At 65.4% G+C, this 21,345-nt stretch carries 22 protein-coding genes and 1 other RNA gene; 13 read left to right on the top strand and 10 right to left on the bottom strand.

What is annotated here, in order from left to right:
* Window positions 1-105: 105 nt before the first annotated feature.
* From VKP62_13070 to VKP62_13050, 5 genes are all read right to left on the bottom strand, one after another.
* Window positions 106-1,500: a flagellar hook protein FlgE gene (locus tag VKP62_13070; GenBank protein MEB3198125.1), complete on the bottom strand. Its 1,395-nt coding sequence runs from the start codon at window positions 1,498-1,500 to the stop codon at window positions 106-108.
* Between the two features lie 143 nt (window positions 1,501-1,643).
* A complete protein-coding gene (locus tag VKP62_13065) occupies window positions 1,644-2,027 on the bottom strand; it encodes a TIGR02530 family flagellar biosynthesis protein (protein MEB3198124.1) in 384 nt (127 codons plus the stop codon).
* Window positions 2,028-2,042: 15 nt separating this feature from the next.
* Window positions 2,043-2,513: a flagellar hook assembly protein FlgD gene (gene flgD / locus VKP62_13060; protein ID MEB3198123.1), complete on the bottom strand. Its 471-nt coding sequence runs from the start codon at window positions 2,511-2,513 to the stop codon at window positions 2,043-2,045.
* Window positions 2,514-2,632: 119 nt separating this feature from the next.
* The gene (locus tag VKP62_13055) at window positions 2,633-4,255 is read right to left on the bottom strand and encodes a flagellar hook-length control protein FliK (GenBank protein MEB3198122.1); all 1,623 of its coding nucleotides are present in this window, start codon (window positions 4,253-4,255) and stop codon (window positions 2,633-2,635) included.
* 167 nt (window positions 4,256-4,422) lie between these two features.
* Window positions 4,423-4,869 (bottom strand): flagellar FliJ family protein, encoded by a 447-nt coding sequence (locus VKP62_13050; GenBank protein ID MEB3198121.1) that lies wholly within the window; start codon window positions 4,867-4,869, stop codon window positions 4,423-4,425.
* A gap of 104 nt (window positions 4,870-4,973) precedes the next feature.
* Here VKP62_13050 and VKP62_13045 point away from each other — a divergent pair, with 104 nt between their 5' ends.
* Entirely contained in the window at window positions 4,974-6,155 is a 1,182-nt protein-coding gene (locus VKP62_13045) for a DNA adenine methylase (GenBank protein MEB3198120.1), read from the top strand.
* Between the two features lie 51 nt (window positions 6,156-6,206).
* Here VKP62_13045 and VKP62_13040 read toward each other — a convergent pair whose 3' ends face one another.
* The 5 genes from VKP62_13040 to ffs form a co-directional block, all read right to left on the bottom strand.
* Window positions 6,207-7,166, bottom strand: coding sequence for a GNAT family N-acetyltransferase (locus VKP62_13040; GenBank protein ID MEB3198119.1), 960 nt, complete (start codon window positions 7,164-7,166; stop codon window positions 6,207-6,209).
* A 137-nt stretch (window positions 7,167-7,303) separates the two neighbouring features.
* The gene (locus VKP62_13035; GenBank protein MEB3198118.1) at window positions 7,304-8,086 is read right to left on the bottom strand and encodes a hypothetical protein; all 783 of its coding nucleotides are present in this window, start codon (window positions 8,084-8,086) and stop codon (window positions 7,304-7,306) included.
* A 42-nt stretch (window positions 8,087-8,128) separates the two neighbouring features.
* Window positions 8,129-8,824 (bottom strand): Crp/Fnr family transcriptional regulator, encoded by a 696-nt coding sequence (locus tag VKP62_13030; GenBank protein MEB3198117.1) that lies wholly within the window; start codon window positions 8,822-8,824, stop codon window positions 8,129-8,131.
* Window positions 8,825-8,927: 103 nt separating this feature from the next.
* A complete protein-coding gene (locus tag VKP62_13025) occupies window positions 8,928-9,815 on the bottom strand; it encodes a J domain-containing protein (protein ID MEB3198116.1) in 888 nt (295 codons plus the stop codon).
* Between the two features lie 64 nt (window positions 9,816-9,879).
* An RNA gene (gene ffs, locus VKP62_13020) (signal recognition particle sRNA small type) lies at window positions 9,880-9,978 on the bottom strand.
* An 89-nt stretch (window positions 9,979-10,067) separates the two neighbouring features.
* On the opposite strand from ffs, the gene VKP62_13015 reads away from it, so the two are divergent.
* From VKP62_13015 to fliF, 12 genes are all read left to right on the top strand, one after another.
* Window positions 10,068-11,117, top strand: a complete 1,050-nt coding sequence (locus VKP62_13015; protein ID MEB3198115.1) for a trypsin-like peptidase domain-containing protein — start codon at window positions 10,068-10,070, stop codon at window positions 11,115-11,117.
* Between the two features lie 123 nt (window positions 11,118-11,240).
* The gene (rfbA, locus tag VKP62_13010) at window positions 11,241-12,158 is read left to right on the top strand and encodes a glucose-1-phosphate thymidylyltransferase RfbA (protein MEB3198114.1); all 918 of its coding nucleotides are present in this window, start codon (window positions 11,241-11,243) and stop codon (window positions 12,156-12,158) included.
* Window positions 12,155-12,739 carry a dTDP-4-dehydrorhamnose 3,5-epimerase gene (rfbC, locus tag VKP62_13005; GenBank protein ID MEB3198113.1) on the top strand — a complete coding sequence of 195 codons (585 nt, stop codon included), beginning with the start codon at window positions 12,155-12,157 and terminating at the stop codon, window positions 12,737-12,739. The genes rfbA and rfbC overlap by 4 nt, the downstream gene beginning before the upstream one ends.
* A 56-nt stretch (window positions 12,740-12,795) precedes the next feature.
* Window positions 12,796-13,809 (top strand): dTDP-glucose 4,6-dehydratase, encoded by a 1,014-nt coding sequence (rfbB, locus tag VKP62_13000; GenBank protein MEB3198112.1) that lies wholly within the window; start codon window positions 12,796-12,798, stop codon window positions 13,807-13,809.
* Between the two features lie 57 nt (window positions 13,810-13,866).
* Window positions 13,867-16,695: a DNA polymerase I gene (gene polA, locus VKP62_12995; GenBank protein ID MEB3198111.1), complete on the top strand. Its 2,829-nt coding sequence runs from the start codon at window positions 13,867-13,869 to the stop codon at window positions 16,693-16,695.
* Between the two features lie 162 nt (window positions 16,696-16,857).
* Entirely contained in the window at window positions 16,858-17,271 is a 414-nt protein-coding gene (locus VKP62_12990) for a flagellar protein FlaG (protein ID MEB3198110.1), read from the top strand.
* Between the two features lie 44 nt (window positions 17,272-17,315).
* Window positions 17,316-17,711: a flagellar export chaperone FliS gene (gene fliS / locus VKP62_12985; protein ID MEB3198109.1), complete on the top strand. Its 396-nt coding sequence runs from the start codon at window positions 17,316-17,318 to the stop codon at window positions 17,709-17,711.
* A complete protein-coding gene (locus VKP62_12980) occupies window positions 17,711-18,079 on the top strand; it encodes a hypothetical protein (GenBank protein MEB3198108.1) in 369 nt (122 codons plus the stop codon). Before fliS ends, VKP62_12980 begins: the two co-directional genes overlap by 1 nt.
* Window positions 18,080-18,275: 196 nt before the next feature.
* Window positions 18,276-18,707: a flagellar basal body rod protein FlgB gene (flgB, locus tag VKP62_12975; protein MEB3198107.1), complete on the top strand. Its 432-nt coding sequence runs from the start codon at window positions 18,276-18,278 to the stop codon at window positions 18,705-18,707.
* Window positions 18,707-19,129 (top strand): flagellar basal body rod protein FlgC, encoded by a 423-nt coding sequence (gene flgC, locus VKP62_12970; protein ID MEB3198106.1) that lies wholly within the window; start codon window positions 18,707-18,709, stop codon window positions 19,127-19,129. The genes flgB and flgC overlap by 1 nt, the downstream gene beginning before the upstream one ends.
* Window positions 19,130-19,133: 4 nt before the next feature.
* On the top strand, window positions 19,134-19,655 hold the full coding sequence (fliE, locus tag VKP62_12965; protein MEB3198105.1) for a flagellar hook-basal body complex protein FliE: 522 nt from the start codon (window positions 19,134-19,136) through the stop codon (window positions 19,653-19,655).
* A gap of 33 nt (window positions 19,656-19,688) precedes the next feature.
* Window positions 19,689-21,344 carry a flagellar basal-body MS-ring/collar protein FliF gene (gene fliF, locus VKP62_12960; protein ID MEB3198104.1) on the top strand — a complete coding sequence of 552 codons (1,656 nt, stop codon included), beginning with the start codon at window positions 19,689-19,691 and terminating at the stop codon, window positions 21,342-21,344.
* Window position 21,345: the final 1 nt, after the last annotated feature.

Genomic DNA, 21,345 nt, shown 5'->3' with positions numbered 1-21,345 from the left:
TCACCCCCGAACTTCCGACGAGCAGCCTGAAAGCCTCACGGCCAAGGCATTCCGTCATCTGGGTGGCGGGGGGGCGCGCGCTGGTGCGACGCGCCCCCACCTGGATCAGCGCTTCAGATTGAGCAGTTCTTGCAGGACCTCGTCACTGGTGGTGATCACCCGCGAAGAGGCCTGAAATCCGCGTTGCGTGGTGATCATGTCGGCGAACTGCTCGGCCAGGTCGACGTTGGAATTCTCCAATGCACCGGAAATCAGCGTGCCGGCATCGCCCAGGCCGGGCGGACGCACCACCGCGTCGCCGCTGTTGTTGGATTTGATGAAGATGTTGTCACCTTCCTTCTGCAAGCCGCCGGGGTTGGCGAAGGTGGCGATCGCCATCTGGGCCAGCAACTGCTGCCGACCGTTGGAATAGACACCACTGACCAGCCCGCTCTTGTCGATCGTGATGCCCGTCAGGTCGCCGCGCGGAAAGCCGTTCTGGTCGGTGGACACAGCGGTGGACGCCGTCGCGAATTGGGTCACGCCCTCAGGTTTGCCCTCAGAACCGAAGTTGGGAATGATCGTGGTGCTGGCGATGTCGCCGCTCGGAAGCTTCCAGCCGATCTCGACACTGCCCGCGTCGTAACGGATGCCGGGCGTCGCCGACGGCGGCGGACGGTCCACCAGCAAGCCGTTGGCCCCGAAGACCAGCTTGTTGTCGCTGGGATTGGGCGCAGTGGCCGGCTTCATCAAGGGCGCACGAGGGTTACCAGAGGCCGGGTCGACATAGGTCGGGTCATTGTTGATGACGTTCCAGGTCCACTCGCCAGCCGCCGTGTGGGTGAAACGGAAGGTGACCACATGCGAGGTGCCGAGCGAATCGAACACGTCGGTGCTGGTCTCGAAGTAGTTCGGCGGGTCGTTGGCATTGACCGGAGCCGTGGTCGTGATGCGCTGATCGAGGTTCCCGCTGAACACCACCTCGGTGGTCTTGCGCGGCGGAATGAAGGAACCGCTGGGCACCTTGACCTCCCGGATCGGCGCGGCCTGGTCAATCTCCCGGTAAGGCTCACCCGCCTGGTCCTTGCGTTCGACCGACTGGTAGCCCATGACCTTCAGACCACTCCCCGGCGCCACCAGGTTGCCGTTGCGGTCGAAATCGAACCCGCCGTTGCGCGTATAGTAGCGCTGTGGGCCATCCTGCATGACGAAATAGCCGTTGCCCTGCAAGGCCAGGTCCGTCACCTTGCCCGTCGTCTGGATCGTGCCCTGCGTGTTGACGGTGTCCACCGTCGCCACCGACATGCCGAGGCCCACCTGCTTGAGGTTCACGCCCCCGCGGTCGATCGAACCGCCAGGCGCCGTCGAGGGGCTGATGAGTTGCGAGACCTTGTCGGCGAAGGCGACGCGACTGTACTTGAAGCCGGATGTGTTGACGTTGGCGATGTTGTTACCGATCACGTCCATGCGGGCTTGATGGTTCCGCATCCCGCTCACGCCGGTGAATATGGACCGAATCATGGGGACTTCCTCCTGTTACCTGCAAGCGAATACCGTTGATGGTGAGCAGGCTCGAGCCACATTCGGCGCTCGAGAGGGCCTCCTGGCTTCACGGTCGGTGAAGCGTCGGTCCAGCCATCGCATTCCTGCTCGGTTGTTTCGTTTCAGATGATGACGGCGCTGTCGATGTTGGTGAACACGTTCTCCTTCATACCGGCCGGGTCGACGGCCGTGATCACGGTGCGATTCTTCACACTCACCACCAGGGCCGCCTTGTCACTCAGAACCAATGCCTCCCGCGCCCCTTTGGCCGCCGCCCGCTCCACGCCGTCATGGATGCGAGCCCAATCCTGGGCGTCGAGGTCAATGCGACGCGACTGTAAGCGCTGCTGAGCGTGCGCACTGAGCTTGAGAGGGGGGGCCGCCAGCTTGTCCGCCAGGACGCTGCCGAAACTCGGCCCGGTGGTCGGGGCAGGCTTGCGGGCACTGCTCCCGGGTCCCAGGGGCCCCACGGGCCCCAGCGCCTGATTGAGATAGATCTCGTCCACCGTGTGTTCCCCGAATCAGCCCTTGGGAGCCGCTGGCGCAGGGGGCTGGGCCCCGGGTTGGGCGACGGTGCTGATCCAGGACGTGTCGTAAGCCTGGCCGTTGACCACCAGCTTGACGGCGCCCTCGATCTGCCGGACCTCCGAGACCACCCCGGTCACGACCTTGCCATCCGCTTCCGGGGAAACCAGCTTGACCTCCTTGCCGATCAGGCCGCTGGCCTGACTCAAGGCGGAAAACTGAGATTGGCTGGCCATCAGCTTGTTGAGGTTCTGCATCTGTTCCAAGGAAGAAAACTGCGCCATCTCCGCGATGAACTGCTGGTCTTCCATCGGCTTGAGTGGATCCTGGTTTTTGAGCTGCGCGACCAGCAAGTTCAGAAAGGCATCCTTGCCGAGTTCTTTGCTGACCGCCTTGGCCTTGCTGCGGGTCTCAGCCTGGCCCATCAGGTCCTTCAGGGTGCCCACCAGGGCAGTGTCATTGGCCATTGTGGCGTTCCTTTCTGCCGGGCTGACCGGAACCGAGCGCGCACGGCGCTGTCAGTTCAATAGTCGGCCAAGCGTGCCGTCGACTTGAATGGGCAGGGCCGCTCGAGCGGCCCCCCCCCTCACGCGACGAAGTCGATGCCTTGCGCCCGGTCGCCAGGCGTGGCCACCAGTTCCGCCAGGGTCTCGTCGTTGCCGTTCCAGGTGCCGTAGTCATTCACCTGGCGCCCCCCTGAGGCCGTTCGCTGGCCCTGCTGCTGTTGCTGCTGGTCAGCGAAGGGGGAACTGCCCATGTCAAAGCCGCCCAAGCCTGCGCTGTTCAGCGCGACCTCGACGCGGTCGACCTTCAGGCCCAGTTCCTGGAGGCTGCGTTGCAGCGCCACCACCTGGTTTTCGAGCAAGCCCTTGACCTGGGTGGAGTCGGCGGTCAACTGCGCACTCAATACCCCTTGATGGGATACCACCTTGATCTCAAGCTTGCCCAGATGCTCGGGGTAGAGCTGGAGCTTGAGCGTATTTTGCTGCTGGGCCTTCATCAATTCGGCCTGCTTCAAGATCTGAGGCAGCACCTCCTCGGCCCGGACCGGGGTCTGAGGCGCCGCGGGCGCGGCCCCCGTCCGGGTGGTGTCCCCCAGGGCCTTGTCGCCGGAGGGCGCATTCAGGCCGACCGTCTCGGGGCGGGCCTCCGGAGCGGCGGTCGAGACAACCTGCTCCGTCTCGGACTCGAGAGCCACGTCGACCTGGGGCATCGCGGGGGAGGCCGTTTCGAGGGCGGGGCCCTCGTCCAACGACGCCGCCAGGGTATTCGACCCTTCCGCGACTGGGGCTTCGGCCGGCGCTTCGGCGGCCTGAGCCCAGTTGATCATCATGGCCGCGGGCTCGCCAGCGCTGACCTGGGCAGGCGTGGCACCCTCCGGGGTGCTCGTTTCGGTCTGAAGCTGGGTCACACCGAGGGCCTGGGCCATCGCCTGCCATTCACCGCTCCCCCGCTGGGCGCCTGTCGACCTGAGCGATTGCTGCGCGGCGGTGCCCTCAGGCGTGGAGGTCAACCAGGCCGCAAACTCCGCCGCGTCCGGGGCATCAGCGGTCGCTGGTGGCAGGGAGGTCAGTCCCGCGGTTGCGCCGGCCGCCTGCGCCCCGCCTTCCACCGCGATGCCAGGAGCCGTGAGCAAGGCCTGGGGAAATTCGCCGGAGAGCGTCTCCGTGGTCCCCCCCACCGTCTGAGTGGGCGCGTTGAGCCACGAGACGATCAAACCGGGGGCCACCGCCAGGTTGGGGTCTACCCCAACCGGAAAGGCCGGTCCAGCCAGCACGAGATCTTCCAGACTGGGAGCAGCAGCGGGCGGGCCCTCGGCCCCTTGCTCCTGGTCGGGCTTGGAGGCCTGGTCAGCCGATTCGGAGGAGGTATCGCTGGCGGGTTTACCCGCCTCGCCGCCGGCAGCCGCCTCGGCCTTCGTTTGAGGCTGGTCGGGACCGGATTCCTCGACCGAGCCGTGCTCCACCGGGGTAGCAGCCGCCTGGGTGGCGTCATCCGCCTGCGGGGAGAAGCTGTTCTCTCTGTCCGGCTCGCGCGCCGGGGAGTCGACCTGTCGGCTGACGGGAGTCTGGACTGGCGCAACCGGGTCACGTCGGTCGGCTGCGAACAGCGCCGCACCGAAATCGGCGCCGGACTTGGGTGGGCCCGAGGGCCGGGGAGCTGGCCTTGCGGCCAATGCCCCCAGTTCAATCGGGGGAGTGAACGGCACGGAGGGTCACCTCTTTCTGGGATCGCGCACGGGCGCAGAACGGGTCACCTCGGATCTATCGGCGGCCAGAGCGGAAAGTTGAGGGTTCCGCCCCTTACCGCCTGGCCCGTTTCGGGCTTCCATCGAAGGGCCGGAGTCGACGCCGACGTCGGCTCAGAACGCTACGGTCAGAGTGCCCGCCGGGTGTGACGCAGCGTGGCCAGCTCATCCAGCTGGGCGGTTTCGGCTCGTTCCAAGGCTTGCCGCCAGGCGTTCCAGTCCCGCTCTTTCAGCTTGCGCAGCACCTCCGCCGCCTGAAGTGCCGCCAGCAAGATTTCACGCTGGTTTTCGCTCCGTGCACAGGCCAGGTCGTGGGCCTGGCGCTGTCGGAGAATCTCCCGTTCCTTGGCCGCCAGGCAGTCGTGCATGGTCAGCACCGTATCCACGTCCACACGCCCCTGAACCACCCCGCTGAAGGCGGCTCGCTGCTCCTCCGCTTCGGCCTCCAGGCGCAACACGGCCAGGCGCTCCTGCTCCTGGGCACCTAGCAGGCGTTGAAGGACTTCCTCCTCCTTGGCCTGCTGGCGCTCCCGCACCTCCAGCAAGGTCTGGTATCGAAAGACAAAACGCTTCATGTCTCCCTCGTAACACGCGGCGGCTCCTGGCGCTGTGACCGTCTCCCGGGTCAAGGGGCGTGCCGGCGCCGCGCCTGGGCATTTTGGTGTACCCTGCTAGGCACATGAACTACATCGGCAGCAAGTTCAAACTCCTGGGTGAGATCGAGGCCATCCTCGGGCGACATCAGGTACGCCGGGACCAGACCTTCTGTGACGTGTTCTCCGGCACCAGCATCGTGGCGCAGTGGGCCAAGCAACAAGGTTTTCAGGTCATCTCGAACGACATGCAGGGTTACTCTTATGCCCTGCAGATGGCCTTTGTGGCGACCAACGCCTGGCCTGACTTCGCCAAGCTGCGACGCCACGAACCGGTGATCGCGCAGGGGCTGGAAGCGCTGCGCGCAGCACACGCGAGCGGTCCGGAGGCCGTTCAGGTGGGACCGACCTTCGGACTGGCCAGCGGGAACCCGTCGGACCTGCCGCGTGAGGCCCTGCCCCTGCTGGCGGTCCTGCGATTCCTGGAGCGCCTGCCGCCGAGCAAGGGCCGATTCTTCGAGCAGTATTGCGAAGGAGGAGAGGCCGGTCGCCAGTATTTCAGCCGAGAGAATGGGCAGGCCTGCCAGGCGGTGCGGGACGCCCTTGGCCGCTGGCAACAGGCGGGCTGGCTGTCCGACGAGGAGTTCCACGTGCTGCTGGCGTCACTGCTCGAATCCATGGACGCGGTGGCCAACACAGCCAGCGTCTACGGGGCCTTCTTGAAGCGCCTCAAGCGCAGCGCCCGGCAGACGCTCCGCCTGAAGTTGCCCGTTTTGCTGCCTTCGTCCCTGCCCCAGCGCGCCTATCAGCGCGACGCCGTCGCGTTGTTGCAAGAGCTGGCCAGCGAGGGTGAGCTCGGCGTGCTGTATGTCGACCCGCCTTACAACCGGCGCCAGTATCACACCAACTACCACCTGCTGGAGACGATCGCCCGCTGGGACCTCGACGCCTTCGAACCCGTCGGCGTGACCGGGCTCCGCGCAGATGCAGAGGCCCCCTCGGCGTTCACCCGGGGCAGCCAGGCCACCCAGGCCATGGCGACCCTCATCAGCCAAGCGCGTTGCCGCCATCTGCTGCTGTCTTACAGCAACGAGGGTCTGATTTCGGAGGCCGACCTGATCGCCATGCTCGACGCCAAAAGCCCTTCGGGTGTGCGCGAATACAAGCGGATTCCCTACAAACGCTTCCGCGCGGACCGCAACCATGCCGAGCGACACTATCCCCACGACGAGGTGGAGGAGTTCCTGTTCTACCTGCAAGTGGGATGAACGGCCTGGCCAGCGGCCGCGAAGCGGGTCGTCCCTGCTAACGAGAGCCGTTCAGGCGCCGCGACGCAGGGACCTCAGCGCGGAGGCCCAAGGGCCCATGACCCTTTCTCGCAGAAAGGGCAGCGGGCGGGCCCCCAGGGACTCCTTGTACTGGCGGACCGTCGTGAGGCGTCCACTCGGCAACAAGTCGACCCGCGCCACCGCGCGCGCCTGCAAGAGTCGCATGGTTTCCAGCGCCAGGTAGGTCCCGGCATGAGCCTCCGCCGCCTCCGGGTCGGTGGCCAGGTTGAGCTGCAAGGCCGCCGCAGGGCCTGTCGCCACCATCTGAAAGCCCAGCAAATGGGCCTCGCGATACATCACGACGAGCTGGACGTGCGGCCCGCCCCAGGCAAACAGCTGACGAAAATAAGATGCCTCGCGCAACCAGCGAGTGTACTGCCAGCGCGTCGCGTGGTCGCGGTAGAGCGAATAAATGGCCTGCAGCAAGGCACCGTCGGGCGCGTCGACCAGGCGCACGGAGAGGTGGTCTTGTTCCGCTCGGCGCCAATGTCGACGTCGCGTGGCGTGACAGGCGGCCAGCTGGTCAGCGAAAGGCTGCAAGTCGACCACGCGGGTTTCATCCTGAGCCGCCACCCCCGCGCCCCAGAAGGGTTCCGACGGATCGTGGGGATTGCCCGTCCAGACGACGTCTTGCCAGCGCGAAGTCAGCCAGGCGGCGATCGCCCGTCGCTGCGCGCCGTCCAGGGGACGCGCTTCCAGCAAGCCCCCATACCCGTTCTGAACGCCACATTCCACCCGCGACACCAGGCCCCGAAAAGAGCGGCTCAGACGCATCGGTAGCACGGCCTCCCGGCCATCGGCAAAGCGAAATCGGTGCGCTGTCGCCCGGCCACCCTCCAACTCGCACGCCAGGCGATACCAGGCCGGCGAGTGAAAGAAGGTGGCGGCGGGACAGGCCAGCCAGGCGGCCTGCCAGGTGGCTTCATCCACCTCGTCCACATGCATGGTCATCGGCGTGCCTCCTTGTCCCCTGGGCCCGCCAGCGTAAGGGATGCGGAGGCCGGGGTCTTCGTGAGACTCGTCCCAGCCGGCTGGGCAAAGCAGCCAGCAAACGGGCGCCTACAGCGCCACGCGCGGCCGGTCAGGCATCAGCCCCCCGGACTGAAGCGATGCACCTCGGAGGAACGGATGTCGACGGCGGTCACCCGTGCCGGATCCGAGCCGCCCGTGGTCCGGACCGACGAGACGGTCCAGCGGTGGACCACCCCGCGGGCGATCCCGGCATTGGCCTGAACGGGCAGGATGTCGGGAAACTTGTCCAGTTGCAGCGGACTGCGATCGCCAAATTTCAGGGAGGTGCTGGTGGTCAGCGCCGAATAGACCATCCGGTCATCGTCGGCTCGGCTGACCTGGACGTAGTACCAGTCAGCATTCTCCACGCGGTCCCAGCTCAGCAGGGGCAATTCCCCCACGCCCAGCACGGCATTGTCTGCCGGTTTGAGCCCCACAGGCGCCGGCACCTCGTTCTTGAGGACCGTCACGGGGCGCTCATCCGAGGCCGTCAGCAACTTGCTCTCGCCTGACAGCGTATGCACCTTGTAGCTGGCGCTTTGCCCCGCCCCCAGCGCATCGTCCAACCAGCCCGGCGTGGTCAGGGTGGCCTTGACGTTGGCCGGCTTGCCGTCCAGCTTGCGCACCACCTCGTAAATTCGCGCATTGGGAGCCGACGGCCAGCGCAGGTGAACACGATATTTCGGGTTCTGGGTTTCGACGTCCATGGTCGTCACGGCCAAGACGTCCAGGTTCCATGCCCCTGACGAGGCGACCGGGACAGCGGGGGCACCGGGCAGCGTGCAAGCGCTCAGCAGCCATGCCAGGGTGAACAAGCTTCGACGAAACACGGATTCAGCCTCCCGATCGGTCCTCAGCATAGGGCCCTCCGTGGCGAGCGGCTGTGATGCACCGCCAGGCCGTCAGACCATCATATCCCGCAACTTACCTTCATTGCGCAGGACCAGTCGGTTCTTGTCGAGCAAGATGATGCCACGGTCTTGATAGTCCATGAGCACCCGCGTGAGCGTCTCGCGACTGGTGCCCGCCAGGCTCGCCAGTTCCTGCCGCGTCATGGTGTGCGTGAACACGACACCCTCCGGCGAGGCTTCCCCATGCTCCTTGGCCAGTTCGAGCAGCAGTCGGGCCACCCGTCCGGGAGCCGACAGGAACGCCAGGCTTTCCATGTTCCGGTCTGCGGCCCGCAGGCGTTGGGACAGCGTCACCAGCAGCTTGAGCGAGATTTCGGGGTTCGAGCGCAGCAACTTCAGAAATTCGTCTCGCTGGACCGTGACCATCTGGACCTCGTCCACGGCGATCGCCGAGGCCGAGCGCGACTCTCCGTCAATCAGCGACATCTCGCCAAAGAAGTCCCCGTCCTGCAGCACCCCCAGGATGTGCTCCCGACCATCGTCGGCATTGACGACAATCTTCACCTTGCCCTTGACGATCAGGTAGCAACTGGTGCCCGGGTCATCCTCGTAAAAGATGACGTTGCCTTTGCCCAGCACCCGGTGCCGGGCCAATGAGGCGAGCTGTTCCAGTTCCGGCGTGTCCAGGTCCCTGAACAGGGGAACGTGCTGAAGCAGTTTTTTGATGTCCGGAGTTCTTGTCGCCATGGTGACACGGGACCCCATCAACACACCTCACGCGGCTTCGGTGCCCCCCAGCGGACAGCCAGCGACGCGCAGGCTCGCTTATGGTAGCACGCCCGCGTGCGCGTTAGACAGGCGAGACGGGACGCTCAGAGCGCGCGTCGGTGGCCCGCGCCGCCAGGGCCTCCCAGTCGGCACGGTCTCGGGGCGAGAGCGGGTTGGGCACCCGGATCACGACGTGCACGAACAAGTCGCCGTGTGCCGCCCCCTGGGCCGCATTGAGGCCCTTCCCGCGCAACCGCAGCACCGTGTCGCCCTGGGTGCCCGGTTCGAGCGACAGCTCGACGGGCTCGGTCAAGGTCGGCACCATCAATCGCGCCCCCAGCACGGCGTCGAAGACCGAGACCGGCAGATCGGTGTGCAGGTCGAGGCCCTCGCGACGAAATACCGGATGAGGTTTGACATTGACCCGGACGTACAGGTCCCCCGGCTGGCCCCCGAAATCCCCGGGGTCTCCCTCGCCGGCCACGCGAATGCGGGTATTCGACGCGATCCCCATCGGCACCTTGACCCGCAACCGCCGCGTCTCACCCGACGGCGGCGTGAGGGACAGGGTGAGCGTGGTGCCCTGATTCACCTCCTCGAGCGTGATGTTGGCTTCGGCCTGCAGGTCGGCCCCCTTGCGCGGTCGGCCCGGTCTTGGCCCGAGGGGCTGGCCGAAAATCCCGGTCAGCAGGTCTTCGATGCCCGAGAAAGCCGAGGGCGCGCCAGGCTGGGCGGAGGGCTGGGAGCGAGAAAAAGGCCAGCCTGCGGCGGAGGCATCGTAGCGCCGCCGCTTGGCCGCGTCCCCCAAGGTCTCGTAGGCCTCGGCCAGTTCCTTGAAGCGCTCGAGCGCGGCCGGATCATCCGGCGAGAGGTCCGGATGAAAGCGACGGGCCAGGCGACGGTAGGCCTTGCGAATTTGCTCATCCGTGGCGCTACGCGACACCCCGAGAATCTTGTAGAAATCCTTCATCGGTGCGTTTCTCGCTCCTGCGGGACAGCAGAGGCGCGGACCCGCGTCACGGCCAGGCCAAAAAGGCGACCGGGCACCCCCACAACACCCGCGGTGAACCGCTTATCGTTGCTCCCTTCCGGGCCTAGCGAGGTTCACGGGCCGCGCCGCATGGGACCCGGTCTGGCATCATTGTAACATATCGTGACCGCGCGCTTCGGCGACGCCTCCCGGCCCCCTGTTCTGAACCTGTTTCCTGAAAGGATGTCTGCCATGCGATGGTTCCCTCCCTGCCGCCTGCTGTTCGCCGGGCTCGTCTTTCTGGGGAGTTTGGCGGGCCTGACCGAGCCCGGCAAACCGCAGCGAGCGCTGGCAGCTGGCACCCCCTGGGGTGCCCCGGCGATCGCCGATCTGGTGGAGCAGGTGGACGGGGCGGTGGTGAACATCGACACGATCGCCCGCCCCGCCCGTGATCCGCTGTTCGAGATGTTTTTCGAGGAAATGCCGGCGCCCCCGGAGCAAAAAGGCGTGGGTTCGGGCTTCGTGATCGATCCCGGTGGGCTGGTGGTGACGAACTATCACGTCGTGCGCGGGGCGGCAGACATTCGCGTCACCACCCACACCGGACAGCAGTATCGGGGGCGCATTCTGGGGGCGGACCCTGCCACCGACCTGGCCCTGATCAAGGTCAACGCCAGGGGCCTGCAGGCCCTGAAGTTCATCCCGGGCGACCACCTCCGCGTGGGCGAGTGGGTGGTCGCGATCGGCTCCCCTTTGGGGCTCTCCCACACCGTTTCGGCCGGCATCATCAGCGCGATCAATCGCGGCATTGCCATCAATGAGCGGGTCAACTTCATCCAGACCGATGCCGCCATCAACCCCGGCAACAGCGGAGGCCCCCTGCTGAACCTGTCCGGCGAGGTGGTGGGCGTCAACACTGCGGTCGCGGCGCGTGGCCAGGGGATCGGTTTTGCGATTCCGGCCTGGACCGCCCGGGCCGTGATCGAGCAATTGAAACAGCGCGGACGGGTGGAGCGCACCTGGCTGGGGGTCTCCATCCGCGATGTCCGCGCGGACGACCAGGCGGGCGTGCTGGTGGTCAACACCGCCCCCGATGGCCCCGCCAAGCTGGGGGGGGTCTTGCCGGGCGATGTCATCATCAAGGTGGACCAGCAAGCGATGCGCTCGGCCCGGGACCTTCTGGCCTACCTGAATGCCAAGCCGGCCGGGACGGTGGTGCGCGTGGAAGTGCTGCGCGAAGGCGCCCGCGTGGTGCTGGACATCACCCTGCGCCCCGCACCGACCCAACCGGCGCCGCGTTGAGGCGACGAGAGGCCAACCCTACCGCCTCAGCGATACGCCCTTAGGAGTTCGTGCAAATCGACCGAAGATGGAGAAGGCAGCTGACGGGTAAACTGGTCCAAGGGGTCAGGCGGGGAGGTGACTATGCAACGCAAAGGCATCATTCTGGCAGGGGGGTCAGGCACCCGCCTGCATCCTCTGACGGTCGCGACCTCCAAGCAACTGCTCGGCGTCTACGACAAACCGATGATTTACTATCCGCTGAGCACGCTGATGCTGGCAGGCATCCGAGAGATCCTGATCATCACCACCCCGCGCGACCAGGAAGCATTCCAGGCCTTGCTCGGCGACGGCAGTCGCTGGGGCCTCTCGCTGCAGTATGCCGTGCAGCCATCGCCGGACGGTCTGGCTCAGGCCTTCACGATCGGGGCCCCCTTTCTGGGTGAGGCGCCGGTGGCCCTGGTCCTCGGGGACAACCTGTTCTACGGTGACGGCTTCTCCAAATTGCTACAATCCGCCAGCGCCCGGCCCTCCGGGGCGACGGTCTTCGGATACTGGGTGCAGGACCCGGAACGCTATGGTGTGGTGAGCTTTGACCCCGCGGGGCGGGCGGTGGACATCGAAGAGAAACCCAGCCGCCCCCGCAGCCACTACGCGGTCACCGGACTGTATTTTTACGACAACAGCGTGATCGAGGTGGCCCGCGCCCTGAAACCCTCTGCGCGCGGAGAACTGGAGATCACCGACGTCAATCGCCACTACCTCACCCACGGGGCGCTGCAGGTGGAGATTCTTCGCCGCGGATTCGCATGGTTGGATACGGGCACCGTCGACGCGCTGCTGCAGGCCTCCCAGTTCATCCAGGTGATCGAGGAGCGCCAGGGGCTGAAAATCGGCTGTCCGGAGGAGGTCGCCTGGCGCATGGGCTGGATCGACGATCGGCAACTGGCGCGGCTGGCAGCCCCCCTGGCCCGCAATGGTTACGGAGCCTACCTCTTGCGCTTGCTGGAGGCCGGCTTGCCACCCAATCTGGCCCTGAGTGTTGCGAGGACGGCCGAATGAAGCTGGTTCCCACGCGCCATCCGGAGGTGACGCTGATCGAGCCCCGGCTGTTTCACGATGAGCGGGGATTCTTTCTGGAAACCTTTCACGCCGAACGCTATCGGCAGGCAGGCATCACAGCCCCCTTCGTGCAGGACAACCACAGCCATTCGCGACGCCACGTCCTGAGGGGGCTGCATTATCAACTGCGCAACGCCCAGGGCAAGCTGATCGAGGTCAAGCGCGGGCGCATCTTCGATGTGGCCGTCGATGTCCGCCGGGGCTCTCCCCATTTCGGGCTGTGGGTGGGGGTCGAACTCGATGCCGATCGGCACCAGCAACTGTGGATTCCGCCCGGCTTCGCGCACGGTTTCCTGGTGCTGTCCGAGCAAGCCGACGTGGTGTACAAGTGCACCGCTCCCTACGATCCGGCTGCGGAACAGGGCGTGCGTTGGGACGATGCCAGTCTGGGCATCGCCTGGCCCGTCGATGCTGGAGAAGTGGTGCTGTCAGACAAAGACCGTCATTTGCCGGCGCTGCCGGACCAGCTATACCTGCCGGAATTCCCGCCAGTCGTCGAGCCCAGCCTCCGCGTGCCCTGAATCGAGGGCCGTCGCTCAGGCCGTCGGCGAGGCGCCCCCCCCAGAAGGAGAGGACCATGAAAGTTTTCGTCACCGGCGGGGCCGGATTCATCGGCAGCAACTTCGTGCGCCTGCTCCTGCAGGCGCAGCCCAACTGCCGCATCACGGTCCTCGATGCGCTGACCTATGCCGGTAACCTCAACAGCCTGCGCGATCTGCAAAGCCAGCCGCGCTTCCGCTTCGAGCACGGTGACATCCGCGACAGCCGACTGGTGAACAGCTTGCTGGCGGGCCATGACGCTGTCGTGCACTTCGCGGCCGAGAGCCACGTCGACCGCTCGATCAGCGACCCGACCGCCTTCGTGCAGACCAATGTGGAAGGAACCGTGGTGCTGCTGGATGCAGCCCGGCGCCTGGGCGTGTCCCGCTTCGTTCACATCAGCACCGACGAGGTCTACGGCTCCTTGGGGCCGACCGGGCTGTTCAGTGAGAACTCGCCCCTGGCCCCCAACAGCCCCTACGCGGCCAGCAAGGCGGCCTCGGACCTGCTGGTGCGCAGTTACCACGAGACCTTCGGCCTGCACACCGTGATCACGCGCTGCAGCAACAACTATGGCCCCTATCAATTTCCGGAGAAGCTGATTCCGCTCTTCATCACCAACGCCATGCACGATGAGCCGTTGCCCCTGTACGGCGACGGGCTGAACGTCCGCGACTGGCTGCACGTGGAGGACCACTGCCGGGCGATCGCCCGCGTGCTGGAAGCGGGGCAAGCCGGCGAGGTCTACAACATCGGGGGGCACAACGAGCAGACCAACCAGGCCATCACCGCCCTGATCCTGCGCGCCCTCGGCAAACCGGACAGCCTGGTGCGGCACGTGCAGGACCGTCCGGGGCACGATCGCCGCTACGCCATCGACGCCAGCAAGATCGAACGCGAGTTGGGCTGGCGTCCCCGCTTCGACTTCGCCCAAGGCCTGGCCGAGACGATCGCCTGGTACCAGGCCAACGCAGCCTGGTGGGAGCCGCTGCGTGCCCGCGCCGTCGAGGCGCAGCGGGCGGCAGCCAACCGCATCGGCGCCGGTCACTGAGCGAAGCCGAGGCGGAAGGGCCTGGGGTACAATGGGCCGTCCCTGCCCGGAGGTTCCATGCCCACCCCGCCTCGTCTGCTGCTGATCGACGGTCATGCCCTGGCCTACCGGGCCTACTTCGCCTTGATGCGACGGGGCTTCGCCACCCGCGATGGGCGTCCCACCGGGGCCATCTTCGGCTTCGTGAAGATGATGCTCGAGGCCGTCGGCAACCTGCGGCCAACCTGCCTGGCAGTGGCCTTTGACCGCGCGGCGCCGACCTTCCGGCACGAGGCCTATGACCGTTACAAGGCACACCGGGCCAGGATGGACGACGACATGATCGCGCAAATGGCTCCCTTGCGGGAGGTGGTGGCCGCCTTTGACGTGCCGATGTACGAACTGGACGGTTTTGAAGCAGACGACCTGATCGGCACGCTTTCCCGCCAAGCCGAGGCCGAGGGATTCGACGTCGAGATCCTGACGGGCGATCGCGACGCCTTCCAACTGGTCAGCGAGCGCACCAGCGTGTTGCTGCCGCGTTCCGGGGTGGGGGACCTGGAGGTCTTCGGTCCCGACGCCGTGCTGGCCAAGATGGGGGTCACGCCGGCCCAGATCCCGGACCTGAAGGGCCTGATGGGGGATGCCTCCGATAACATTCCGGGAGTCCCCGGGGTAGGGGAGAAAAGCGCCGTCAAGCTGCTGCAGGCCTACGGCACGATTGCCAACCTGTATGAGCACTTGGGGGAGGTCCCCGGTAAGCTCGGTGAGAAACTTCGGGACCACACCGAACTGGCTCAGCTCAGCCTGCGACTGGCCACGATCGATCGGGATGCCCCGATTCGCTTCGATGCCGCGCGCTGCCATCTGACCATGCCCGATCTCGGCCGTCTGACGCAGACCCTCGAAGCACTGGAATTCACCAGCATCATTCGGCAGTTGCCACAATCGCTGGCCGCTTTTGCCCCGGCCGGTGCCACCGTGCCGTCGGTCGTCAGCGCGGGCGTGGGCGCAGCGCCACTCAACCAGGCAGGCCAGGCGGGCCTGTTCGACGCGCTGCCGATGACCCCCGAGCCGGTGGTGCAGGTGGCCCGGCCGCTGGCCCTGAACCTGACCCTGGTGGACACCCCGACGGCGCTGGCGCAGCTGGTCGATACCTTGACCCAGTCCGAGACCTTCGTCTACGACGTCGAGACGACGGGGCTGCAGGCCCTGCGCTGCGATCTGGTGGGGCTGGCGATCGCCGTGGGCGGTCCTGACGTCGCCGCCTGCCGCACCTTTTACATCCCCCTCGGACACGCGGGCGCGACCAACTTGGAATGGGAAGCGGTGCGCACCGCGCTGGCTCCCGCCTTTGCCGACCCCCACAAACTCAAGGTCGCCCACAACGAGAAGTTCGACCTGCAGGTGCTGACGCGGCACGGGCTCGTGATCGCTCCCCCCACTTACGACACGATGATCGCGGATTACCTGGTCGAATCCGGGCGGCAAAGCCATGCGCTGAAGGAACTGGCCTGGGAACACCTGCGCTACGAAATGACCGAGATCAAGGCCCTGATCGGGACAGGGCAGAAGGCGATCACGATGGCAGAGGTCCCGCTGGACAAGGCGGCTCCCTATGCCGCTGCGGATGTGGCCGTCACGGCCGAACTGCGTCATTTTCTCGATCCATTGCTTGACGCACGGGGACAACGTGCCCTGTTCGACCAGGTGGAGTTGCCGCTGGTGCCGGTGCTGGCCGCGATGGAGCGACACGGCGTCAAGCTGGACCTCGCGTGGCTGGCCTCCCTGAGTGAGACGTTGGGCTCGCGCATCGCAGCAGCGGAGAGCGAGATCCACACCTTGGCGGGCGGCGGCTTCAACATCAACTCCCCCAAGCAACTGGCGGTGGTGCTGTTCGAGAAGCTACAACTGCCCGTCATCAAGCGCACCAAAACCGGTCCCAGCACCGATGCCGAGGTCCTTGAAGAACTCTCCGACAGCCACGAGGTGGTGCGGCGAATCCTGGAATACCGCCAGCTGGTGAAGCTCAAAAACACCTACGTGGACGCCCTGCCCACCATGGTGAACCCGGCGACGGGCCGGGTGCATACGAGCTTCAACCAGACGATCGCCGCGACGGGCCGGCTCAGTTCCCAGGAGCCGAATCTCCAGAACATCCCCATTCGCACGGAACTGGGCCGAGAAATTCGCCGGGCCTTCATCCCGAGCGAGCCGAACCGCGTGATCGTGTCAGCGGACTACTCACAGATCGAGCTGCGGATCCTGGCCCACGTCACGGCCGATCCAACGTTCATTCAGGCCTTCCGGGAGGATCGCGACATCCATGCCGTGACCGCCTCCGAGATCTTCAACGTGCCGCTCGCCGAGGTCACATCCGAGATGCGGCGCCGCGCCAAGACCACCAACTTCGGCATCGTCTATGGCCAGTCGGACTTCGGCCTGTCGAAGGCCCTTGGAATCCCACGCAAAGAGGCCCGCGAGTTCATCGAACGATTCAATGCCCGTTACCCGGGCATCCAGCACTACATGATCCGGACGATCGCCCAGGCCAAGCGCGACGGATTTGTGGAGACGCTGTCAGGGCGCCGCCGTTACATCCCGGAAATCCATGCCAGCAACCGCCAGGTGCGCGACTTCGGCGAACGCATGGCCATCAACGCGCCGATCCAGGGAACGGCCGCCGACATCATCAAGCTGGCCATGGTGCGCCTGGCTCCCCGCCTCACCGGCCTCCCGGCCGTGATGCTCTTGCAGGTTCACGACGAACTGGTGTTCGAGGTGGCGCCGCAGGTCTTGCCGGAGGTCACCGCGCTGATTCGCCAGGAAATGGAGGGGGCCTTCGCCCTGGATGTCCCGCTGCGCGTCGACATCCACAGCGGGGCCACCTGGATGGACGCCAAATGAGCCGTGGCGCGGGGCCTGACGGGGGCAGGCCCCGCGCGACCGTGATCAGGATCGCAAAATCCGATCAAACAACCTAAAGCAGGCCTGCTCGATGGCCGATAACCTGAGTGGAACCAAGGAAGGAGCCAGGCCCTCCGGGGCCACCACACAGAGGAATTTGCCATGAACATCACGACGAGCACGCCCTTGATGGCCTCGCCCGCGCTGCAGATGCCCGGCGTGGCGCCCCAAGCCAACCAGGAAGCCCCCAGCATGGCCCCCGTGGGCGCCGCGCTCGGGTCGACCCCTCAGCCCGCCCCTGCCACGCAGACCGGGTCGGATGGGGACGCCAGCGGCGGACGGGGCGGCTCCCTCGGCAGCGAGCAACTCCGCTCGGAGATCGAACGCGCCAACGAGAAATTGCGCGGTGGCGGCAACGTCGAATTTGCCGTCCACGAAGGCAGCAACCGGGTCGTGGTGCGCCTGGTGGACCCCAAGAGCATGGAAATTATCCGGGAGTTTCCCAACTCGGAACTGTTGGACATGGTCGCGAAACTACAGGAACTGTCTGGTCTCAATGTCGACCTGAAACGCTGAACCCGTCGAATCAGGCCCGCCCTTCCCCGTACACGAGGCCCCCCATGCTTTCCAACCCCTACACGCAGTACCAAGAGTCAAACCTGGAGACCGCCAGCCAGGGCAAACTGTTGCTCATGCTCTACGACGGAGCCATCCGCTTTCTGCTGACCTCGCAATTCGCGCTGGAGCAACAACGCTGGAATGATGCCCACACAGCCAACCTGCGCGCGCAGGACATCGTGACCGAGCTGATGCTTTGTCTGAACATGGAGACGGGCGAGATTGCCAACAACCTCTACCGCCTCTACGACTACATGAACTGGCGCCTGGTGCAGTCGAACATCCGACGGGACGTGGCCGGCGTCAGGGAGATCATCAGCCTCTTGCGCGAACTGCGCGAGGCCTGGGTCGAAGTGGTGAAGACACAGCCCACCATGCTGGGCGCAGGCGCGGCGTGATGATGTCGCTGCCTGACCTCCCGGCCCTCTATGAAGCTCTGCGTCGGGCCGGCGAGGCGCAACTGAACACGATCCAGGCGGATGACTCGGAAGGGTTCCAGGCCGCCACCGCGGAACGGGAACGCCTGTTCGCCGGGATCAGGGCCCGCGAGTCCGAACTGGGCAGCTTGGGAGCCAGAACCCGCGCGCAGATTCGGGAAGTGATCCAGAGTCTGCTGGCCACCGACGAGCGACTTCAAGCGGCGCTAGCCTCCGCCTCCGCCCGCACCTTGGAGGAGCTCCAGACCATCCAGATGGGACTCCAAGCCCTCCATACCTACGGCATTGAAGGCAGCCCTCCCGCCTACTACATCGACCACAGTCGCTGATCGCCCCGCAGCCGGCCCCCCCAAGGGCCGGCTTCTTAAATCTTTACAAATGGCCATTATGTTGCTCCAGATGCCTGAAATGGCCTGGGTATATGCAGCTTGGGCGGATTTGTGACGCGTTTCCTATTATTCACATAATCCCGGTTGTTACGATGAGCAGCGCCGTGGTCTGTGGGCCGAGGTGTGGCCAGGAGGAATGCCCTTGCTGGAATCGCTCTACGGAAATATCCCCATCATCGAACGGGCCCTGAACGGGCTGTCGGCGCGCCAGCGGGCGCTCGGCGAAAACATCGCCAATGTCGACACCCCCCGCTTCAAGCGCCTGGAGGTGGCCTACGAGGCCCAGCTGAGAATGGCCGTGAAGGGCTCAGCAGGTCGCGAAGAGCTGCCCATGCAAACCAGCAACCCCCTTCATTTCAGTCTCGGCCCGATGGCCGAACGCGTCGAAGATGTTCGCACCGTGCTGACGACGGTATCGGACGAGGTCCAGCGCAACGACGGCAACAACGTAGACATCGACGCCGAAATGGCCAAACTGGCCGAAACCAACATGCGCTACAACACGATGGCCACCCTGGCCCGTAACAAGTTCGAAGGGCTGAAGACCATGCTGAGAGAGGCACGCTGATGAGCTTTTTCGATAGCCTGCACGCCAGTGCGTCCGGCCTGACGGCCCAACGCCTGCGCATGGACGTGATTTCGAATAACATCGCCAACGCGAACTCCACCCGCGGCAAGGATGGCAAGGCCTACCGCCGACAACTGGTGGCGCTTGAATCGCGAGAGGTTCAGCAACGCGACATCGAAGGGCAGACCAAGGGCACGCCGCTCGGGGTCCGCGTGACCAAGATTTTCGAGGACGAAAGTCCACTTCGGATGGTCTATGACCCCCAACATCCGGATGCCAATCCCGACGGATACGTCGCCTTCCCGAACGTGAACGTGGTCCAGGAGATGACCGACATGATCTCGGCCACCCGCTCCTACGAGGCGAACGTCACGGTCATCAACGCAGTCAAGGGCATGGCCGCAAAAGCACTGGAGATCTGATTGAATGCTGCCAATACCCGCTCCCGGCCTTGACCGGATCGCCCTCCCTAACCTGCCCCCTCAGCCCCTGCCGAGTGGCCCCAGCAAGGTGCCCTTCAGCCAGGCCTATGAGCGCGCCCTGGGGGCCTCCCGCAGTGAAGCGGGACCGGTGGGCCTGCCCACCAGCATGGAGATGCGTCCCCCGATTGCGCCAGTCAGCCAGCTTTCCCAGCCCTTTGTGGAATTCCCGCAAGCGGTCGGGGCCGATGGCTTGAAGCTGCCGGAAGGCTCCGCGATTCTGAAGGACCCGGCCCAAGGCGGAAATCCGTTCGAATTCCTGACGCCTCTGAAGTCGGGACTGGCTGAGGTCACGCGCCTCAATCAGGGCGCGGAGAAACTGGCAAACGAAGCGGCCATTGGGGGCGATGTCGACCTTCACGACGTGATGATCGCGGCGGAGAAGGCCAGCGTGGCCATGCAACTCACGCTGCAGGTGCGTAACAAACTGGTGGAAGTCTACCAGGATGTCATGCGGATGCAGATCTAGTTTCAGCGCACTCAGGCGTTGGCTGCGGACGGCATGAACAGCTTCTTTCAACAATTGAGCGAAGACCTCGGGCGCCTCTGGAATCAGATGAGCGCCGGTCAGCGCTTGATGTTGGTCGGGGTGAGCGTGGCCGTCGTGCTGCTGTTCGGCATCCTCGTGATGTGGGCGCAGCAACCAGCCTACGTGACCCTCTATACGCGGCTCTCAGATAAGGATGCGGGTGCGATCGTTGAAAAACTCAAGGAGCGCAACATCCCCTACCAGCTGAGTGGCGGGGCGATCGGGGTCCCGAGTGGCCAGGTTCACGACATTCGGCTGGCCCTGGCCTCCGAGGGCCTGCCCAGCGGGGGGACGGTCGGATTTCAGGACCTGTTCAATGGCAACGCCAACTGGACTGCGACGGACTTCGAGCGCAACCTCAACTATCAGCGCGGGCTCGAAGGAGAGCTATCCCGCACGATCGAGGCCCTCGAGGGCGTCGACAAGGCCCGCGTCCACATCGTGATTCCCAAGGAATCGCTGTTCGTGGCGGACGAGCAACCCACCACCGCCTCCGTCATGCTCTCGATGGGCACAGGCAATCAACTCGAACCGGGCCAGGTGCGCACGATCCAGCATCTCGTCGCGAAGGCCGTGCCCCGCCTGAAGCAGCAGAACGTGTTCGTGACCGATACGTCGGGCCGCGATTACACCGAAAGCACCGGCGGCATTGACGTCAGCGGAACGGACCTGTCGGCCCGTCAGCTCGAACTCAAGCGCAAGTACGAACGCGACCTGGAGCGCCGCATTCAGGCCATGCTGGATGACGTGCTGGGCCCGGAAAAGTCGGTCGTGCGCGTCAGCACCGTCTGGGATTTCGCCCAGATCGAGACCAACAGTGAGTCTTATGCGCCTTCCTTGCCAGGGGGAACCGGCGGCTTGCTCGTTTCGGAGCGCGGCAAGACCGAGCAGTACAACGGGCAAGCCGCCACCGACGGCGGCGTACCCGGTTCGACCGAAAATGTTCAACCGAACAGCTACCCGGGCGGCGGGAGCGGGCAGAACGGGCTCTATAGCAACAACGAATACACCCGCAACTACAACACCAACAAAGAGGTGCAGCGCCGCATCAAAGAACCGGCCGTGCTGCGCGACACGCTCGTCTCGGTGGCCTACGACGTCACGCCCCCGCCCGCCCCACGGGGCCGTGCGGCCCAGCAGGCCGCGGCCAACGCCGCACCGCCGCCGGACCTCACGCCCATGATCAAGCAGATGGTCGGTGCCGCGGCGGGCATCCCCGACCCTCAAAATTCGACCAAGGTGGTCGTGAACCCCATGATCTTCAAGGGCGTCGACCTGAAGGCAAGAGAGGCGCAGGCGGCCAGCGACGCGATGTGGTCGCGTGGCATCCGGATCGCCACGCTGGTCACCAGCATCGTCCTGGCGCTGATCGTCTTCCTGATGTTCTCGACGGCCTTCCGCCGCCGCCAGGCCGTCATGGATGAACTGGGTGCGAACGCGATGCAGGGCATGAGCGCCGAGGAAGTGAGCCAGGCCCTGCTGGGAGCCGTCGGCGCGCGGGTTGGCAATCCACCGGGGCCCGATGACGCCAAGCTCTTGAACATGCAGCGCGAACTCGCGCAATATATCAAGCAGAACCCCAAGGACGCGGTCCAGCTCGTCAAGACCTGGGTCAACGCAGACGACTGAG

This window comes from Candidatus Sericytochromatia bacterium (genome assembly GCA_035285325.1).
In the GTDB taxonomy this organism is placed as follows: Bacteria; Cyanobacteriota; Sericytochromatia; order S15B-MN24; family JAQBPE01; genus JAYKJB01.
Note: the sequence above shows the minus strand (reverse complement) of the source record. Positions and strands in the feature narration are given on the sequence as shown.